Annotated in this window: 17 protein-coding genes; 8 read left to right on the top strand and 9 right to left on the bottom strand. The window is 74.8% G+C overall.

Features of this window, described 5'->3' with window-relative positions; genetic code table 11:
- Positions 1-7 precede the first annotated feature (7 nt).
- Positions 8-1,687 carry an IclR family transcriptional regulator C-terminal domain-containing protein gene (locus JAO84_RS00610; RefSeq protein ID WP_370409395.1) on the bottom strand — a complete coding sequence of 560 codons (1,680 nt, stop codon included), beginning with the start codon at positions 1,685-1,687 and terminating at the stop codon, positions 8-10.
- Positions 1,688-1,852: 165 nt separating this feature from the next.
- Between JAO84_RS00610 and JAO84_RS00605 the strand changes: the two genes are divergently transcribed.
- Entirely contained in the window at positions 1,853-3,037 is a 1,185-nt protein-coding gene (locus JAO84_RS00605; protein WP_370409393.1) for a 4-hydroxybenzoate 3-monooxygenase, read from the top strand.
- 57 nt (positions 3,038-3,094) lie between these two features.
- On the opposite strand, the gene JAO84_RS00600 is transcribed toward JAO84_RS00605, so the two are convergent.
- On the bottom strand, positions 3,095-3,697 hold the full coding sequence (locus tag JAO84_RS00600) for a TetR/AcrR family transcriptional regulator (protein ID WP_370409391.1): 603 nt from the start codon (positions 3,695-3,697) through the stop codon (positions 3,095-3,097).
- An 89-nt stretch (positions 3,698-3,786) separates the two neighbouring features.
- Here JAO84_RS00600 and JAO84_RS00595 point away from each other — a divergent pair, with 89 nt between their 5' ends.
- Complete coding sequence (locus JAO84_RS00595; RefSeq protein ID WP_370409389.1) at positions 3,787-4,641, top strand: SDR family oxidoreductase; 855 nt, start codon at positions 3,787-3,789, stop codon at positions 4,639-4,641.
- A 27-nt stretch (positions 4,642-4,668) separates the two neighbouring features.
- On the opposite strand, the gene JAO84_RS00590 is transcribed toward JAO84_RS00595, so the two are convergent.
- From JAO84_RS00590 to JAO84_RS00575, 4 genes are all read right to left on the bottom strand, one after another.
- On the bottom strand, positions 4,669-5,340 hold the full coding sequence (locus JAO84_RS00590) for a lactate utilization protein C (RefSeq protein WP_370409387.1): 672 nt from the start codon (positions 5,338-5,340) through the stop codon (positions 4,669-4,671).
- Positions 5,337-6,755: a lactate utilization protein B gene (locus tag JAO84_RS00585; protein WP_370409385.1), complete on the bottom strand. Its 1,419-nt coding sequence runs from the start codon at positions 6,753-6,755 to the stop codon at positions 5,337-5,339. The genes JAO84_RS00590 and JAO84_RS00585 overlap by 4 nt, the downstream gene beginning before the upstream one ends.
- Positions 6,752-7,498 carry a (Fe-S)-binding protein gene (locus JAO84_RS00580; protein WP_370409384.1) on the bottom strand — a complete coding sequence of 249 codons (747 nt, stop codon included), beginning with the start codon at positions 7,496-7,498 and terminating at the stop codon, positions 6,752-6,754. The genes JAO84_RS00585 and JAO84_RS00580 overlap by 4 nt, the downstream gene beginning before the upstream one ends.
- A 64-nt stretch (positions 7,499-7,562) precedes the next feature.
- The gene (locus JAO84_RS00575) at positions 7,563-8,018 is read right to left on the bottom strand and encodes a MarR family winged helix-turn-helix transcriptional regulator (RefSeq protein WP_370409382.1); all 456 of its coding nucleotides are present in this window, start codon (positions 8,016-8,018) and stop codon (positions 7,563-7,565) included.
- A 93-nt stretch (positions 8,019-8,111) separates the two neighbouring features.
- Between JAO84_RS00575 and JAO84_RS00570 the strand changes: the two genes are divergently transcribed.
- Positions 8,112-9,569 (top strand): MFS transporter, encoded by a 1,458-nt coding sequence (locus JAO84_RS00570; RefSeq protein WP_370409380.1) that lies wholly within the window; start codon positions 8,112-8,114, stop codon positions 9,567-9,569.
- 31 nt (positions 9,570-9,600) lie between these two features.
- On the opposite strand, the gene JAO84_RS00565 is transcribed toward JAO84_RS00570, so the two are convergent.
- Complete coding sequence (locus JAO84_RS00565) at positions 9,601-10,359, bottom strand: LysR family transcriptional regulator substrate-binding protein (RefSeq protein WP_370416620.1); 759 nt, start codon at positions 10,357-10,359, stop codon at positions 9,601-9,603.
- 187 nt (positions 10,360-10,546) lie between these two features.
- Here JAO84_RS00565 and JAO84_RS00560 point away from each other — a divergent pair, with 187 nt between their 5' ends.
- On the top strand, positions 10,547-10,957 hold the full coding sequence (locus JAO84_RS00560) for a DUF5997 family protein (RefSeq protein ID WP_265865842.1): 411 nt from the start codon (positions 10,547-10,549) through the stop codon (positions 10,955-10,957).
- A gap of 80 nt (positions 10,958-11,037) precedes the next feature.
- Entirely contained in the window at positions 11,038-12,096 is a 1,059-nt protein-coding gene (locus JAO84_RS00555) for an aminoglycoside phosphotransferase family protein (RefSeq protein WP_370409379.1), read from the top strand.
- Here JAO84_RS00555 and JAO84_RS00550 read toward each other — a convergent pair.
- Positions 12,054-12,950, bottom strand: a complete 897-nt coding sequence (locus tag JAO84_RS00550; RefSeq protein WP_370409378.1) for a methyltransferase domain-containing protein — start codon at positions 12,948-12,950, stop codon at positions 12,054-12,056. The two genes, JAO84_RS00555 and JAO84_RS00550, sit on opposite strands and share 43 nt — an antisense overlap.
- Positions 12,951-13,101: 151 nt before the next feature.
- On the bottom strand, positions 13,102-14,034 hold the full coding sequence (locus JAO84_RS00545) for a LysR family transcriptional regulator (RefSeq protein ID WP_370409377.1): 933 nt from the start codon (positions 14,032-14,034) through the stop codon (positions 13,102-13,104).
- A gap of 72 nt (positions 14,035-14,106) precedes the next feature.
- On the opposite strand from JAO84_RS00545, the gene dapA reads away from it, so the two are divergent.
- From dapA to JAO84_RS00530, 3 genes are all read left to right on the top strand, one after another.
- Positions 14,107-15,018 carry a 4-hydroxy-tetrahydrodipicolinate synthase gene (gene dapA / locus JAO84_RS00540; protein ID WP_370409376.1) on the top strand — a complete coding sequence of 304 codons (912 nt, stop codon included), beginning with the start codon at positions 14,107-14,109 and terminating at the stop codon, positions 15,016-15,018.
- 173 nt (positions 15,019-15,191) lie between these two features.
- The gene (locus JAO84_RS00535) at positions 15,192-15,848 is read left to right on the top strand and encodes a hypothetical protein (protein ID WP_370409375.1); all 657 of its coding nucleotides are present in this window, start codon (positions 15,192-15,194) and stop codon (positions 15,846-15,848) included.
- Between the two features lie 242 nt (positions 15,849-16,090).
- Positions 16,091-17,248, top strand: coding sequence for a Cmx/CmrA family chloramphenicol efflux MFS transporter (locus tag JAO84_RS00530; RefSeq protein WP_370409374.1), 1,158 nt, complete (start codon positions 16,091-16,093; stop codon positions 17,246-17,248).
- The last annotated feature ends 21 nt before the right edge of the window (positions 17,249-17,269 follow it).

Here is a 17,269-nt window from a genome sequence, read left to right as displayed (position 1 = left end):
CCGGCCGTCAGTACGCGGGCACGCGGGCGAACCGCTCCGTGACGTGCAGATCGGCCTCGATCCCGGCGATCGCCGCCGCCAGCTCCGGCAGCACCTCGGTCACGCACTCCTCGGGGGAGCGGCGGCTCGCGTGCAGCGCCACGTTCACCGCGGCGACCGCCCGCCCGGCCCGGTCCCGTACCGGCATCGCGATCGACCGCAGCCCCTCCTCCAGCTCCTGGTCGGCCAGCGCGTAGCCCGCCCGCCCCACCCCGTCGAGCAGCGCGCCGAGCTCCGCGCGATCCGTCACCGTGTACGGGGTCAGGGCCCGCGGCTCCGCCCCGGCCAGGCGCTCCGCCCGCTCCTTTGGCGGCAGACCGGCGAGCAGCACCCGGCCCATGGAGGTCGCGTACGCGGGGAAGCGCGTGCCGAGGGTGATGTGGACGTTCATGATGCGGCTGGTCTCGACCCGGCCCGTGTACTGCACCTCGTCGCCCACCAGGACCGCGAGCGACGTCGACTCGCGCACCCGCTCGGCCAGATCGGCCAGGTGCGGCTGTGCGATCCGGGTCAGCGTCGTGCGCGACAGCGGCGGGAAGCCGAGGTCGAGGACGCGCGGCGTCAGCCGGAACTCCCGCCCCTCCACCGCCACACAGCCGACGTGCTCCAGGGTGATCAGCGCCCGCCGCGCGGTCGCCCGCGCGAGCCCCGTGGCCTCCGCGACCGCCGTCAGCGGCAGCGCCTCCCGGCCCGCGCCGAACGCCGTGAGGACGGTGAGCCCGCGCGCCAGCGACTCCACGAACTCCCGCCCCAGCTCCTGCTTGGACTCCGAGGTCCAGGCCGCCAGGCCGCTGGGCGCGGCCGGTTCCTCCGCCGGCGCCTCCCGCAGCGCCTTCTCCATCGCCCCGGCCGTGTCCCGCAGCCGCGGCAGCACGGCGGCGCGGAGCGAGTCCGCGTCGTGCCGGCTGGTGTGGCTGACGGTGCTGAGCGCGCAGACGATCCGCCCGTCCCCGTCCCGTACGGGCACGGCGATCGCCACCAGGCCCGGCTCCACCAGCTGGTCGTCGAGCGCCCAGCCGAGCCGGCCCGCCTCGGCGGCCCGCTCCGCGAAGTCCACGGCGCCGGTGCGCCCGCTCGGCGGCGCGACGGGAAAGCCCCGCCCGGCCGGATCGGCCGCCCGCCGCTGCCGCCACTCGGCCCAGCCGGCCGCGTCCCACGCGGAGGCGAACAGCAGCCCCGGCGCGGTGCGTTCGGCCGGCAGCAGGTCGCCGATGCGGAAGCTCACCGACATCGCGCGGCGCCGGGTCGCCTGGTGCACGAAGCGGATCCCGTCGCCGTCGGCCACGGCGAGCGACACCGACTCGTCCAGCTCGTCCGCGAGCGCGTCGGCGAGACCGCCCAGGAGGCCCGGCAGCCGTACGGAGGCCAGATAGGCGTTGCCGAGTTCGAGCAGCGGCGGCGCGAGCACCACGTCGCGCCCCTCGATCCGTACGTAGCCCATGCGGGCCAGCGTGCCGGTGATCCGGTCGACCGTGGAGCGGGCGAGCCCGGTGGCGCGCTCCAGCTCGCCGACCGGCATCCGCCCGCCCGCCCCGGTCAGCCGCCGCAGCACGCCGATCCCGCGCAGCAGCGGCGTCACCGCCTCGGGCGGGGCCGCGGCGGTTTCCGCGGCGGATTCGCCGGCGGGGGAGTCGTCGATCGATGGCATGGGCTCTCCGTGGTGGATCTTCCGTCCCCGTAGTGAACACGACGCGGACCGGCTGCGGCAGCCCGTTGACAGGCACACCGGGCCGCCACCAGACTCCCAGCATAGTGAAAGTCTCTTCACTATGCGAACAAGTAGCTGCGAACAACACGGCGACGAGGAGATTCCATGCGCACCACCGTCGGCATCATCGGCGGCGGCCCCTCCGGCCTGCTCCTGGCCCGGCTGCTCCACCGCAACGGCATCGACAGCGTCGTCCTGGAGAGCCGCGACCGCGCCTACGTCGAACAGCGCCAGCGCGCCGGCATCCTCGAACAGGCCACCGTCGACGCCCTGCGCACCGCCGGCGCCGCCGACCGCCTCGACGCCGAGGGCATCCCGCACGACGGCATCGAACTCCGCCACGACGGCCGCGCCACCCGCATCGACTTCCCCGGCCTCACCGGCGGCCGGCGCGTCTGGGTCTACGCCCAGACCGAGGTCGTCAAGGACCTCGTCGCCCTCCAGCTCGCCGACGGCGGCCCGCTCCGCTTCGAGGCCGAGGTCACCGCCGTCGAGGGCGCCGACACCGACCGCCCCCGCGTCCACTACACCCACGAGGGCCGCACGCGGATACTCGACTGCGACTACGTCGTCGGCTGCGACGGCTACCACGGCGTCACCCGCCACGCCGTCCCCGAGCATCTGCGCCGCACCCACGAGCGCACCTATCCCTACTCCTGGCTCGGCATCCTCGCCGACGCCCCGCCCGTCTACGACGAGCTGATCTACGCCCACTCCGAGCGCGGCTTCGCCCTCGCCAGCATGCGCTCGCCCGCCGTCAGCCGGCTCTACCTCCAGGTCCCCAACGGCACCGACCCCGCCGACTGGCCCGACGAGCGCATCTGGGACGAGCTCGACGCCCGCCTCTCCCTGCGCGCCGAACCCGGCTGGCGCCTCACCCGCGGCCCCGTCACCCAGAAGGCCGTCCTGCCCATGCGCAGCTCGGTCACCGAACCCATGCGCCACGGCCGGGTCTTCCTCGCCGGCGACGCCGCCCACATCGTCCCGCCCACCGGCGCCAAGGGCCTCAACCTCGCCGCCGCCGACGTCGTCGTCCTCGCCCGCGCCTTCGCCCACCACCACGCGACCGGCTCGACCGAACTCCTCGACGCCTACTCCGACACCTGCCTGCGCCGGGTCTGGCGCGCCGAGCACTTCTCGTACTTCATGACCACCACGCTCCACACCGACCCCGCCCAGGAGTCCTTCGACACCCGGCTCCAGCTCTCCCAGCTCGACCGGATCGCCGGCTCCCGGCACGCCGCCGCCGAACTCGCCGAGAACTACACCGGACTGCCTCTCGACCTCTGACCTCTGACCTCCGGCCGGCGCCGCGCGCGCATCCGGCGCCCGACGCTCAGTACTCGGTCAGAGCTGACCGTCGGGCGCCCGCAGGGCGTCGAGCCGTGCGAGCAGCCGGTCCCCCTCGCGGCTCATCACCTCCGGCTCGCGCAGGGCGTTGGCGAGCAGCGACATTCCCTGGTACGCCGAGACCAGGGTGAGCGCCAGGCCCTCCGGGTCCGCCATGCCGAGGGCCCGGAACTGTGCCCCGGCCCAGTCGAGCAGCTCCCGGATCACCGCCCCGGCCTCCGCGTCGAGCGTCCCGTCGGCCCGCTTGTCGAGCTCGACCGCCAGCGTGCCCGTCGGGCAGCCGCGCCGCGCCGCCACCTCCCGCTGCTCCACCCAGGCCTCGACCAGGCCCTTCAGGCGCTCGCGCGGATCCGCCAGCTCCTCCAGGCGTCCGGTGAGCCCCGCCAGATACGCGCGGTGCTCGGACAGCGCGGCCAGGACCAGGTCGTCCTTGGTCTTGAAGTAGTAGTAGACGTTCCCGACGGGCACCTCCGCCTCGCGCGCGATGTCGGCGAGGGTGGTGCGCTCGACGCCCTGCTCATGGAGCACCCGGGCGGCCGCCGCGACCAGGCGCTGCCGCTTCTGCGAGGCCCGCGTCCGTCGATTCACTGAGTCAGTCACCCGACTGACTATAGACAACCCCCAGCCGTCTGTGTTCTGCTGTCTCTCACCTAAGTCAGTCAACTAACTAACTCACTCCAGGGGGAGACATGATCACCGTCACCGGTGCCACCGGAAACATCGGACGCACGCTCGTGGAACTGCTCGCCGGAGCCGGCGAGGAGGTCGTCGCCGTGTCCCGGCAGGCCGCGCCCGAGGGTGCCGCCCCGGCCGCGCCGGGTGTCCGCTGGGCCCGCGCCGACCTCGGCTCGGCCGACAGCCTGCGCCCCGCCCTCGACGGGTCCCGCGCACTGTTCCTGCTGCTCGGCGGCGAACTCAACAGCCACGGCGAGCACCCGAGCGCGCTCCTGGACGCGGCCAAGGCCGCCGGCGTCGAGCGCGTCGTCCTCGTCTCCTCGCAGGTCAGCGCGACCCGCCCGGACGCCGTCTCGCACGCCCGGCTGCGGGAGTTCGAGACGGCCGTACGGGAATCGGGGCGGGAGTTCACCGTCCTGCGCCCCGGCGGCTTCGCCTCCAACGCCTTCGCCTGGGCCGAGTCCGTCCGCACCCGGCGCACGGTCCTCGCCCCGTTCGGGGACGTGGCCCTGCCCGTCGTCGACCCGGCGGACATCGCCGCCGTCGCCGCCGCCGCGCTCACCGAAGCCGGGCACGCGGGCCGCACCTACGAACTGACCGGCCCCGAGCCGATCAGCCCGCGCCGCCAGGCGGCGGTCCTCGCCGAGGCGCTGGGGGAGGAGGTCCACTTCGTCGAGCTCTCCCGCGCGGACGCCCATGCCCATCTGGCGACGTTCATGCCCGAGGAGGTCGTCACCGGCACCCTGGACGTCCTCGGCGTCCCGCTCCCGGCGGAACGGCGGGTCAGCCCGGACATCGAGACCGTTCTCGGCCGCCCGGCCGCCCCGTTCGCCGACTGGGTCGCCCGCAACCTCCCCGCGTTCCGCTAACGCGGCCCGGTCAGGCCTGTCCGCGGCTCACCCGGAGAGGAGGACGACCTCGAGCCGGCGCGGTCCGTGCACGCCCTCCACCCGGTCCAGCTCGATGTCGCTGGTCGCCGACGGACCCGAGATCCAGGTCAGCGGCCGCCGCGGGTCGAGCCGCGGCAGCGCCAGCGGCACCGACGCCACCACCTGGTCCGGCACCCGTACGACACAGACGTGCAGATCGGGTACGAGGGTGAGTGCGCGGCGCCCCTGGGCCGGGCCGGCGTCGAGGACGAGCGTGCCGGTCTCGGCGACGGCCACCGCGCAGCCCGTCACGACGGCGTCCGTCCCATCGAGCTGGTAGGGCGTCAGATCGCCGCTGTCCGGGAGGAGTTCGATGTCCTCGGGCAGCGCGGACAGCCACTCCTCCGGCAGCCCCGGCGGTACGGCGACACTGCGGGCCCCGTGTCCGGCGAGCAGCCGGGCGACGAGCCCGGCGAGCCCTGCGGCGTCCGCGCGGTGGACGACGGCCCGGTAGTCCGCCAGGTTCGCGTGCAGCAGGTCGACGAGCGCCACCGGATCGTCGGGCGCGTGCTGCCGCAGATAGTCCCGCTCCGGCTCGGGCGCCTCGGGCGCACCGGCGACGGCGGCCCGGATCCGGCCCAGGATCCGCTCCCGCGATCCGGTGACCGGCCCTGCGGAGGAGGTTTTCTCGGGGGTCATGCGCGGTTCTTCCTCCACCAGTCGCGGAACGGCTCCGCCGGCAGTTCCGGCAGGTCGCGGCTCTCCGTCCACGCGCCCGCACCCGGCGGGTTCTTCGGGTGCAGGGCGCGGGTGCGGGAGGCGAGGCGTTCGCCGGCGGCGAGGAGCCTCGGATGGTCGAGGACCATGGCCGCCGCCTTCATCGCCGCGCGTTCCAGGCGGTGTCCGGGTCCGCCCGCCTCGGCGACCCGCTCGCGCAGACGCACCAGGACCTCGGGGATGTCGATGGCGACCGGGCACACCTCGTAGCAGGCCCCGCAGAGGGTGGAGGCGTACGGCAGCGAGGCGTCGATCTCGCTCGCGGTGCCGCGCAGTTGGGGCGTGAGGATCGCGCCGATCGGCCCCGGGTAGACCGAGCCGTAGGCGTGGCCGCCGGCCCGCTCGTACACCGGGCAGACATTGAGACAGGCCGAGCAGCGGATGCAGCGCAGGGCCTGCCGGCCGGTGGCGTCGGCGAGGACGTCGGTGCGGCCCGCGTCGAGCAGCACCAGGTGGAAGACGCGCGGGCCGTCGCCGTCGGTGGTGCCGGTCCACATCGTCGTGTACGGGTTCATGCGCTCGGCCGTCGACGAGCGGGGCAACGTCTGCAGAAAGACCTCCAGGTCCCGCCACGAGGGCACCACCTTCTCGATGCCGACGACCGAGATCAGCGTCTCGGGAAGGGTGAGGCACATCCGGCCGTTCCCCTCGGACTCGACGACGACCAGGGTGCCGGTCTCGGCCACCATGAAGTTGGCGCCGGAGATGCCGACCTTGGCCCGCAGGAACTTCTCCCGGAGGTGTAGGCGCGCGGCCTCGGCCAGTTCGGCGGGCGTGTCGGTGAGGTCGTCCGGGGCGGGCCTGCCCCATCTGCCCATCTCGGAGCGGAAGATGTCGCGGATCTCGCCCCGGTTGCGGTGGATCGCCGGCACGAGGATGTGCGAGGGCCGGTCCTCGCCCAGCTGCACGATCAGCTCGGCGAGATCGGTCTCGTAGGCGCGGATGCCCTCCGCCTCCAGGGCCTCGTTGAGGCCGATCTCCTGGGTGGCCATCGACTTGACCTTGACGACCTCCGTCTCGCCCGTGGCCTTCACCAGGCCGGCGACGATCCGGTTGGCCTCGGCGGCGTCCGCCGCCCAGTGCACGGTGCCGCCCGCCGCCGTCACCGCCTCCTCCAACTGGAGGAGGTAGGTGTCGAGATGACGGAGTGTCCGGTCCTTGATGCGCCGCCCTGCCTCACGCAGCTCGGCCCAGTCGGCCAGCTCGGCCACCGCGCGCGCCCGCTTGTCGCGGATGGTGTGGGTGGCGTGCCGCAGGTTGCCGCGCAGCGTCTCGTCGTGCACGGCCTCCCGCGCCGCCGCCGGGAACGCCGGCATCCCCAGGAACGTACCGCTCATGCCAGGGGCTCCTTCGCTCCCCGTACCAGGGGCTCCGTCTCCGTGCTCGCCAGGATCTCCGCCAGGTGCACCGGCCGCAGCCCCGGCAGCACCCGCATCCGGCTCATCGTGCCACCCAGGTGCATCAGGCAGGAGTTGTCCGCCCCGCACAGCACGTCCGCGCCGCTCGCCACCGCGTTGCGCACCTTGTCGGCGCCCATCGCCGCCGACACGGCCGGGTTCTTCACGGCGAAGGTGCCGCCGAAGCCGCAGCACTCCTCGGCGCCCGGCAGCTCGACGAGCTCCAGGCCCCGCACCTCCCGCAGCAGCCGCAGCGGCCGGTCGCCGAGCCCGAGCATCCGAAGGCCGTGGCAGGACGGGTGGTAGGCGACCCTGTGGGGGAAGTGCGCGCCGACGTCGGTCACCCCGAGCACGTCGACCAGAAACTCCGTCAGTTCGTACGTACGGGGCCCGAGTTCGGCCGCCTCGGGGCCGAACCGTCCGTAGTGCTCGCGGATCATCGCGGCGCACGAACCGGACGGGGTGACGACGTACTCGTACCCCTCGAAGGCCCGGACCGTGCGCCGGACCAGGGGAGCGGTCTCGGCGCGGTAGCCGGTGTTGAACTGCGGCTGGCCGCAGCAGCTCTGCGCCGCCGGGAAGTCGACGGTGACACCGAGGCGTTCGAGCAGCCGGACGGTCGCCACCCCCGTCGCCGGATACAGGGCGTCGTTGACGCAGGTGACGAACAGGGCGACGCGCATGGGCGGGCTTCCTCCGGTCTGGGGTCCTGGTCAGGAGTCCGGGAGTCCTGGTCGGGAGTCCTGGTCAGGGGCGGGGCCAGGGCCGCCCGTCGAGTCGTTCGATGTCCCGGTTGAAGCGTTCCAGGACGGCGGCGAACTCCGCCACCTCCTCGGGCGTCCAGTCGGCGAGCACCCGCTCCAGACCCCCGATGTTGAAGGAGCGGTCGGCGTCGAGGAGCCGTGCGCCCTCCTCCGTGATGCGGAACTTCCGCGCGATGCCGCCGTCCGGGTCGGGAATCCGCTCGACGACCCCGGACCGCAGCATCGCCGCCGTCTGCCGGTTGAGGGTGGACGCGTCCAGACCGAAGGCGTCGCTCAGCTGACTGATCGACATCGGCCCGTCCATCCGGATCCGGGTGAGCAGGACGTACGCGCTGCGGTCGAGGTTGCCGCCGGCCGCCCGCGCCCGCGGCGCGTGGAGCAGGGAGTGCCGGGCCAGGAGCATCGTCTCGAACTCGATCAGGTGCGTGGGCTTGTCCATCGTCCCAGCATATGCAGAGTGCATCGCTTGTGCATGATGCACATCATGTGTACGTTGCACAATGCTCGCGCCACGCCACCCAGGGAGACCCCCATGCCCGCCACCCGCCCCTCAGCGCCACGCCCCGCAGGCGGCATCGTCGGCGTGCTCGCCCTCGCCGGCATCGTCGCCGCCCTCATGCAGACGCTCGTCGTCCCGCTCATCGGCGACCTGCCCGTCCTCCTCGGCACCAGCGCCTCGAACGCCTCCTGGGTGATCACCGCCACCCTCCTCGCCGCCGCCGTCGCCACCCCCGTCGCCGGCCGACTCGGCGACATGTACGGCAAGCGCCGCCTGCTGCTCGCCTCCACAGTCCCGCTCGTCGCCGGCTCCGTCGTCTGCGCCCTGTCGAGCTCCGTCGTCCCGATGGTCGCCGGCCGCGCCCTCCAGGGCCTCGGCATGGGTGTCGTCCCCCTCGGCATCAGCCTGCTCCGCGACGTCCTGCCGCCGGAGAAGCTCGGCTCCTCCATCGCCCTGATGAGCGCCTCCATGGGCGTCGGCGGCGCCCTCGGCCTGCCGTTCTCCGCCGCCGTCGCCGAACACGCCACCTGGCGCGCGCTGTTCTGGGTCGCCGCCGGCCTCAGCGCCCTCGTCGGCGTGCTCGTCGCGCTCGTCGCCCCCACCGGCCGGGTCGCCGCCTCCGCCGGCCGCTTCGACGTCCTCGGCGCCCTCGGCCTCGGCGGCGGACTCGTCGCCCTCCTCCTCGCCGTCTCCAAGGGCGCCGGCTGGGGCTGGGGCAGCGCCACCACCCTCGGCCTCTTCGCCGCCTCCGCCGTCGTCCTGCTCGCCTGGGGCTTCTGGGAGCTGCGCATCCGCGACCCGCTGGTCGACCTGCGCACCACCGCCCGCCCGCAGGTCCTCATGACCAACGCCGCCTCGATCCTCGTCGGCTTCGCGATGTACGCCCAGTCGCTCGTCGTCCCGCAGCTGCTCCAGCTCCCCGAGGCCACCGGCTACGGCCTCGGCCAGTCCATGCTGGCCATGGGCCTCTGGATGGCGCCGGCCGGCCTGATGATGATGGTGCTCGCCCCGCTCGGCGCGAAGCTGTCCGCCGCCCGCGGCCCCAAGGTCACCCTCTCCGTCGGCAGCCTCGTCATCGCGCTCGGCTACCTCTCCTCGCTCGCCCTGATGGGCGGCACCTGGGGCCTGCTCGTCGTCACCCTCATCTGCAACACGGGTGTCGGACTCGCCTACGGCGCCATGCCCGCCCTCATCATGGGCGCCGTGCCCCAGCACGAGACCGCCGCCGCCAACAGCTTCAACACCCTGATGCGCTCCATCGGCAGCTCCGTCTCCGCCGCCGTCATCGGCGTCGTCCTCGCCCAGCTGACCACCGACTTCGCCGGACACGCCCTGCCCTCCGAGAACGGCTTCCGGATCGCCCTGCTCATCGGCGGCGTCGTCGCCCTCGCGGCCGCGGCCGTCGCCGCGCTCATCCCCGTACGCCCCCTGGCCGAGCCCGCCCCGGCCCACGCCGAGCCCGTCCCGGCGGCGGCCGGGCCGGCCGCCTGACCGGTCGTGCGGATGCCGCCGGGAGCGGCGGCTAGGAGCGGCGGCGCGGCTTCCCGGAGCGAGAGCTCTTGGCCGCGCCGCCGCCGGCCTTGCGCCGCCCGCCCCCGCCGGCCTGCGCCTTCTGGCCCTGACCCGACTTCTGCCCCTGGCGGGGCTGCTGCTTCTGCGCCTGCCCCTTCGGCTTCGCCGTCCTGGCCGCCTTCGCGGCCTTCTCGTCGGGCTTGCGCCCGCGCGAACTGTTCACCGTCCGCCCGCGCACGATCCCGATGAAGTCCTCCACCAGGTCGGTGGTGGCCTCCTCCGGCCAGGCCAGCGCCACCTGCGACTGCGGGGTGCCGGTGATCGTCCGGTACGTGAGGTCCTTGCGGTGGTGCAGCCGGGCCAGCGACTGCGGCACGATCAGCAGCCCGATCCCCGCCGCCACCAGCTCGACCGCGTCCGCCGTCGTCGCCGGGCGCTCGAACGCCGGCTCGCCCGGCGGCCGCTCCCAGTCCAGGGTGTCGTCCAGCGGGTGCAGCACGATCTCCTCGGCGATGTCCTCCACCGTGACCTCGTCCGCCGCCGCGACCAGGTGGTCCTTGGGGCACACGACGACGGTCGTCTCGGTGTAGAGGGGGATCGCGCTGAAGACCGTACGGTCCACCGGAAGGCGCAGCAGAGCGGCGTCCGCGCCGCCCTCCCGCAGCACCCCCTCCGCCTCGGCGGCGGTCACCTGGGCCAGGTCGAGCCGCACGTCGGGCTGCCGCTGCGTCCAGATCCGCACCCACTTCCCGGGCGTGACACCCGGCACGTACGCGAGCCGGAACGCCGGCCCGGCGGCGTCGGGCGGCGCGGCGGCCGCCTCGGCCGGCTCCGGGGCGCCCTCGGGCTCCTGGGCCGGTGCGGGAACGGGGGTGAGGGATGCGTCCGAGCCTGTCACCAGGCCAGATTACCGGCCGTGGTCGGCGGCCGCGCACCTGCCCGATATTCTTGTCGGCATGACGCAGCACCAGAACGCCCAGACCATGAAGCCCGCCACCGCGGCGAAGAAGCTGGGCGTCTACCTCGACGCCACCCCCGCCGATTTCCGCGAGGGTTCCGTCACCCGCGCCGAGCTCAACGCCCTCCAGACCGACCCGCCGGAGTGGCTGCGCGACCTGCGCCGCGACGGCCCCCACCCCCGCCCCGTCGTGGCGGCCAAGCTGGGCATCTCCATCTCCGGCCTCGCCCGCGGCGGCGTCACCGAGGCGCTCACCACCGAGCAGATCGAGGCCCTCAAGGCCGAGAACCCGGAGTGGCTCCAGAAGGAGCGCGCCACCCAGGCCGAGGTCCGCAAGGACAACGTCCGCATCAAGGAGATGCGCGCCGAGAAGGCCGAGAAGGCCGCCCGCGCCGCCGACCGCGACTGACCCGCGTCGCTGCTCCGCCGGGCGGGCCGCCGCCGTAAAACCGGGTGCAGCCGCCCCGTACCCGGTGGTGCAATCGCCGGATGCACAGTGAGGCGGAAACCTGTCCCGGCCCCGGAGCGGCTACGGGGGCTGCGCCCGCGCCCCCGCCCACCAGCGTCGACCGGGGCCGGTTCGGCGACGCGGTCACACCCTGGGAGCGGGCCGGCTGGCGTGCCGATGCGCTGGGCTGGGCGACGGGGCACCTCGCCCGGCACGGGCTGACCGAGACGGGCCCGCGCGAGGCGCGCGTCCGTCCCTGGTCGATCCTGGTCCGCTTCCGCACAGGTCCCGGCGAGCGCGACGCCGTCTGGTTCAAGGCGAGCGCCCCGGCCGCGGGGTTCGAGGCCGGCCTCGGCGGCGCGCTCGCCGCCTGGGTGCCCGACCACGTGATGACCCCGCTCGCGGTCGACGCCGCACGCGGCTGGTCCCTCTGGCCCGACGGCGGGCCGCTGCTGCGCGGCGCCCTCGACCGGGGCGAGGCCGGGCGGGCCGACTGGCTCACGGCGGTCGGCCAGTACGCGCGGATGCAGCGCGCGCTCACCCCGTACGCCGACGGTATGACGGAGCTCGGCGTGCCCGGCGCCCGTACCGCCGACCTGCCGCGGATCTTCGACGGCCTCGTCGAGACCAACCCGACCCTCGCCCCCGACACCCGCCGTGCCCTGCGCGCCGGGCGGCCGCGGCTGCTCGACTGGTGCGCCGAGCTCGACACCTTCGGCATCCCCGACTCGCTCGATCACAGCGACCTGCACGACGGCCAGGTGCTCACCCCCGCCGCCGGCCGCTTCACCTTCTTCGACTGGGGCGACGCCGCCGTCGCCCACCCCTTCGCCAGCCTTCTCGTACCGGCCAGGGACGTGCGCGAACGGTACGGCCCCGAGTCCGTCACCGCCGTCCGCGAGGCGTATCTGGAGCCCTGGACCGACATCGGGATCCCGCTGCCGGAGCTGAGCCGCGCCGCGACCCTCGCCGTCCGGCTCGCGGCGCTCTCGCGCGCGGTGAGCTGGTTCCGGCTCTTCCCCGGCACCCCGGCCGCCGACTGCCACGAGGCGAGCGCCTACTGGGTCGGGGCGCTGTTCGCCGAACCCGACCTGCTCTGACCCCGGCCGCCCGTCGCGCCGGCCTCGCCCGTACCCCGCACGGCGACGAGGTGCAGCAGCCGGGCGGTGTGCCGGTACGGCGCGCGGCCGGCCGTCGCGATCTCCAGGCGTTCGAGCCGCGCGTAATAGGCGGGGTCGAACTTGACGGCGTCGTCCGGGATGTAGTCGCAGAACACCCGGATCCCGTACGGGTGCACCTCGGCGCAGCCCAGCGCCCGCAGGGCCGCGTCCAGCTCCTCCTCGGTGTGCAGCCGCAGCTCCGCGTCGAACAGGTCGGTGTGCACGGTCTCGGCGTCGAGCGCCGCGAGCACGCCGTCCGGGTCCATCGTGCGCACCGCCGCGCGCAGCGGCTCGGAGTGCCGGTTCATCGCGATCACCGACACGAGCCCGCCCTCCCGGGCCGCTCCGAGCGCCACCCCGAGCGTGCCGGCGGTGTCGCAGGCGTACGGCAGCACGGCGTGCAGCAGGACGAGGTCGAAGCCGCCGGCCGCCAACTCGGCGGGCAGCGCGGTGACATCCGCCGCCACGCACACGATCCGGTCGGCGAGCCCGGCCCGTACGGCCCGGCGCGCGGCGGTCGCCAGCATGGCGGGCGCGTAGTCGACGAGCGTGACGTGATGGCCGCGCGCGGCGAGCCGAAGCGCGTCACCGCCGTCCCCGCCGCCGAGGTCGAGGACCCGCAACGCCCCGCCTGACGGGGCGGCTTCGGGGGCCGGCCGCGCCGCTGCCAGATGGCGGGCGAGATTGGCCTCGGCCACGGCGTACCGCAGCCGCCCCCACGGCTCCTCCTGCCACTCCCGCCACGCCTCGGCCCCCGTGTCGAACGCCTCCGCGTCCCCGCCCCGTTCCGTCATGCGTCCCGCTCCCCTCCGGCCGTCGGGCCGGTTCGTGTCCGATCCTCCGCCGATCCGTGCGTTCGTGTGTCCGTGTGTCCGTGTCTCGTCCGGACCGGCGGATTCCGGGTCTACGGTACGGGGCCGGGGCCGGCCCGTCCGTGCCGTTCGGCTAGCCCGGGGTGTCGAGCCGCTCCGGCACCGACTCGCGCAGGGCCAGGGCCAGCGCGGCCACCGCCGGATGCGGTCCGGCGCCGCTGCGGAAGGCGATCCGGGTCCTGCGGCGCACCGGCAGCGACGTCAGGCACACCCCGGGCGGCGGGTCCACCGCCCCCAACTGCGGGACCACGGCCACCCCTTGACCGGCCGCGACGAAGGCCAGGACGGTCGCGAACTCGTCCACCTGGTGCCGCACCCGGGGCACGAACCCGGCGGCCCGGCACATCTGTTCGGTCACCGCCCGGCACAGGGTGTCCGGGCCCGGCATGATCCACGGCGCGTCCCGCCAGAGCGCGAGCACCGCGAGCCCGTCGGCCTCCTCGGCCTCCTCGGCCTTCTCAGTCGCTTGCGCGGGGGCGGAGGACGCCAGGTACATCTCCTCCTGGCACAGGGGCGTCGCCGCGAGCCCGGGCTCCAGCGGCGCGGGGACCAGGTCGTAGTCGTGGATCAGCGCCACGTCCAGGTCTCCGGCACGCAGCGCGTGCGCCGCGCCCGCCGGGTCCGTCTCCGAGACCATCGGTTCCAGGGCGGGGTGGCGCACCGCGAGGCGCGTGAGGGCCGCCGGCACGATCGACCGTGTCGCGGTCGGGAACGCGCCGATCCGCAGCGGGCCGGCCGGGCCGTGCCGGGCCTCGGCCAGTTCCGCCGCCGCCCGCTCCAGCCGTTCGAGGACCGCTTCCGCGTGCCGCACCAGGTTCTCGCCGGCGGGCGTGAGCCGTACGCCGCGCCCCGAGCGTTCGAGCAGCGGCACCCCCGCCTCCCGCTCCAGGGTCGCGAGCTGCTGGGACACGGCGGACGGGGTGAAGGACAGGGCCTCGGCCACGGCGGCGATGGTGCCGCGCAGGGCCAGTTCGCGCAGCAGGCGCAGACGTCGTACATCAAGCATCAGCACAGCTTACGGTTCGCATCGGAAAAGCGAACTGGACCTGAGGGTTCGACGCACCGCACCCTCGAAGGCATGGCACAGGACCTCCCCTTCACCCCGCGCGGCATCCACGTCCCCCTCGTCACCCCCTTCGGCGCCGACGGGCGCCCCGACCTCGACGCGCTCGACGCCCTCGCGCACTCCGTCCTCGACGGCGGGGCGGCCGGCATCGTCGCACTCGGCACCACCGGCGAGGTCGGCGCCCTCGACCCGGAGGAGCGCGCCGCGGTCATCGACACCTGCGCGCGGGTCTGCCGCCGGCGCGGCGCCCCGCTGATCGTCGGCGCGGGCAGCGGCGCGACCGCGGCGGCCGCGCGGGAACTCGCCGCACTGGCCGGCCGGCCCGAGATCGCCGCCGCCCTGGTGATCGTCCCCGCCTTCGTACGCCCCTCACCCGAGGGCGTGCTCGCCCACTTCGAACGGCTCGCCGCCGAAAGCCCCGTACCGCTGATCGTCTATCACATCCCGTACCGCACCGGCCGGTCGCTCGACGCCGCCACCCTCCGCGCCCTCGGCGCGCTCCCCGGTGTCATCGGCGTCAAGCACGCCGTCGGCGGCGTCGACCAGGACACCGTCGCCCTCCTCGGCGACCTCCCCGACGACTTCGCCGTCCTCGCCGGCGACGACGCCTTCGTCTCACCCCTGCTCGCCCTCGGCGCCACCGGCGGCATCCTGGCCTCCGCCCACCTGGCCACCGACCGCTTCGCCGCCCTCGCCGAGGCCTGGCACACCGGCGACATCCCCCGCGCCCGCGCCCTCGGCCACCACCTCGCCCGCCTTTCCACCCTCCTCTTCGCCGAGCCCAACCCCGCCGTCGTCAAGGCCGTCCTCCACGCCCAGGGCCGCATTCCCACGCCCGACGTACGCCTGCCGCTGCTCCCCGCCTCGGAGGCGTCGGTGAAGGCCGTGACGGAGGTGCTGGCGGAACTCGCCGAACCGGTGTGACGGGCGCGGGCGTTTGGGGGCTGCGAAGCGGAACCATGGCATGGACACAGCGCGTCCCCGTGGTTGCGCCGGGGGCGACCGGGGGACACGCGACGGATCGACGTGACCGCTCAGCCCCGTGGGCCGGTCCGGCGCACCGTCCCCCGTACCGTCCGGAACCACGAGGAGCCCCCATGGCCATGCCCAGCCAGACCCCGCCGCCACCCGCCCGGAGGAAGGGCGGCTGCCTGCCCGCGCTGCTGATCCTGGTCGTCATGCTCGGCCTCGGCTACGGCGCCTCCAAGGTCTTCGACGACAAGGGCTCCTCCTCGTCCTCGTCCTCCACGGCGGGCGGCTCCGGGGACAAGGAGGCCTCCTGGAACGTCGGCGACTGCGGCGGCCCCGACCCCGACGACCGGCCCGACGGCTACCACGCCGTGGACTGCGGCGACTCCGGCGCCACCTTCAAGGCGCTCGCCGTCATGCCGGCCAGCATCCTCCCGGACGCCATCCAGTGCCCGGCCGGCACCGACCTCATCATCCAGGTCAAGATCACCTTCGGCTCGAGCAGCGACAAGAGCGGCGGCCTGCCCAGCAAGACGGTCTGCGGACGCAACCTCTCCGCGACCCACCCCGGTGACGCGGGCGCCGGCGGCGGCCAGCTCGTCAAGGGCGACTGCATCACGGACACCGCCCAGGAGATCGCCTGCACCTCCGCCGCCGGCAGCGGCTACAAGGTCCTCGACCTCGTCAAGGACGCCAAGTCCTGCCCGTCCGGCACGACCGAGCCCATGCGGCTCACCCTCGCCATCGGACGCCCGTACGACGTGATCTGCGCCGCCAAGGCCTGACGGGCCCGGGCGAAATCCCGTTGAGGACGAAAACCCGTTGAGGAAGAGAGGCACCCCGGCTAACGTCGGCCGGGTGACGAGCCCCGAGTCGGACAGAACCGGGCCGCCGGTCATTCGACTCCGGCGGCGCACCGACGGCTGAGCCGGAACCGCAGAGGTCCCCGGCCCGCCGCGCCGACCCGTGCCCCGAGTGACCGGACAGAGAACTCCCTCGTCCACCACTCGTCACCGGAGCCGTCTCCGTGCCTCTCTTCCTCCATGTCCTGGCGCTCGCCGTGTTCGCCCAGGGCACCTCCGAGTTCATGCTGTCCGGGCTCGTTCCGGACCTCGCCCACGACCTCCACGTCTCCCCGGCGGCCGCGGCCGGGCTCACCGCCGCCTACGCGGTGGGCATGATCATCAGCGCGCCCCTGATGGCCGCCGCCGGCGCCCGGTGGCCCCGCCGCCCCGCCCTCGCCGGCTTCCTCGCCGCGTTCGTCCTCGTCCACGTACTGGGCGCGCTGACCACGGACTTCGCCGTCCTCTTCGCGACCCGCGCGATCGCCGCCGTCGTCAACGCCGGCTTCCTCGCCGTGGCCCTCCCGCACGCCGGCTCCCTCGTCCCCGCCGCCCACCGGGCGCGCGCCACCGCGCTCCTGCTGTCGGGCGTCACCCTGGCCTGCGTCGTCGGCGTCCCGGCCGGCGCGCTGCTCGGCACGGCGTACGGCTGGCGCGCGGCCTTCTGGGCGGTCGCCGCCCTGTGCCTGCCCGCGCTCCTCCTGGTGCTGCGCCCCGCGCCCGCCGACCATCGGCCGCCCGCCCGGCCCGCGAACGTCTCCCTGCGCCGCGAACTCACCGCGCTGCGCTCCCGCCCGCTGCGGGCCACGCTCGCGATCGCCGCCCTCGTCAACGGCGCGACCTTCGCCGGCTTCGCCTTCCTCGCCGTCATCGCGACCGACCACACCGGACTGCCGCCCGCCGCAGTCCCCGGCCTCCTGGCTGCCTTCGGCGCCGGCGCCTTCCTCGGCGTCACCGCCGCCGGCCGCACCACCCTCCGCCTGCCCCTCGCCCTCGCCGCGCTGCCCGCCGGCTGGGCCCTCACCGCCGCCCTCGGCGCGTACCCCGTCCCCCTCTTCCTCCTCGCCGCGGCCCAGGGCGCCCTCTCCTTCGCCCTCGGCACCACCCTCGTCACCCGCACCCTCCACCTCGCCCCCGCCGCCCCCTCCCTCTCCGGCGCCTTCGCCACCGTCGCCCTCAACACCGGCGCCTTCGCAGGCCCCCTCCTGGCCGCTGCCACCACCACCCACACGACCACCCCCCTGACCGCCCTCTGGACGAGCACGGCCCTGGCCGCTGCCGCGCCGGCCTGCTGGGCGGCGACACGTCGAATGGAGGGTGCCCGGCGCGGGGCGCCGCACTGAGGTGAACGCCGGGCCGCCCTC

The organism is Streptomyces fradiae (assembly GCF_041270065.1).
In the GTDB taxonomy this organism is placed as follows: Bacteria; Actinomycetota; Actinomycetes; order Streptomycetales; family Streptomycetaceae; genus Streptomyces.
Note: the sequence above shows the minus strand (reverse complement) of the source record. Positions and strands in the feature narration are given on the sequence as shown.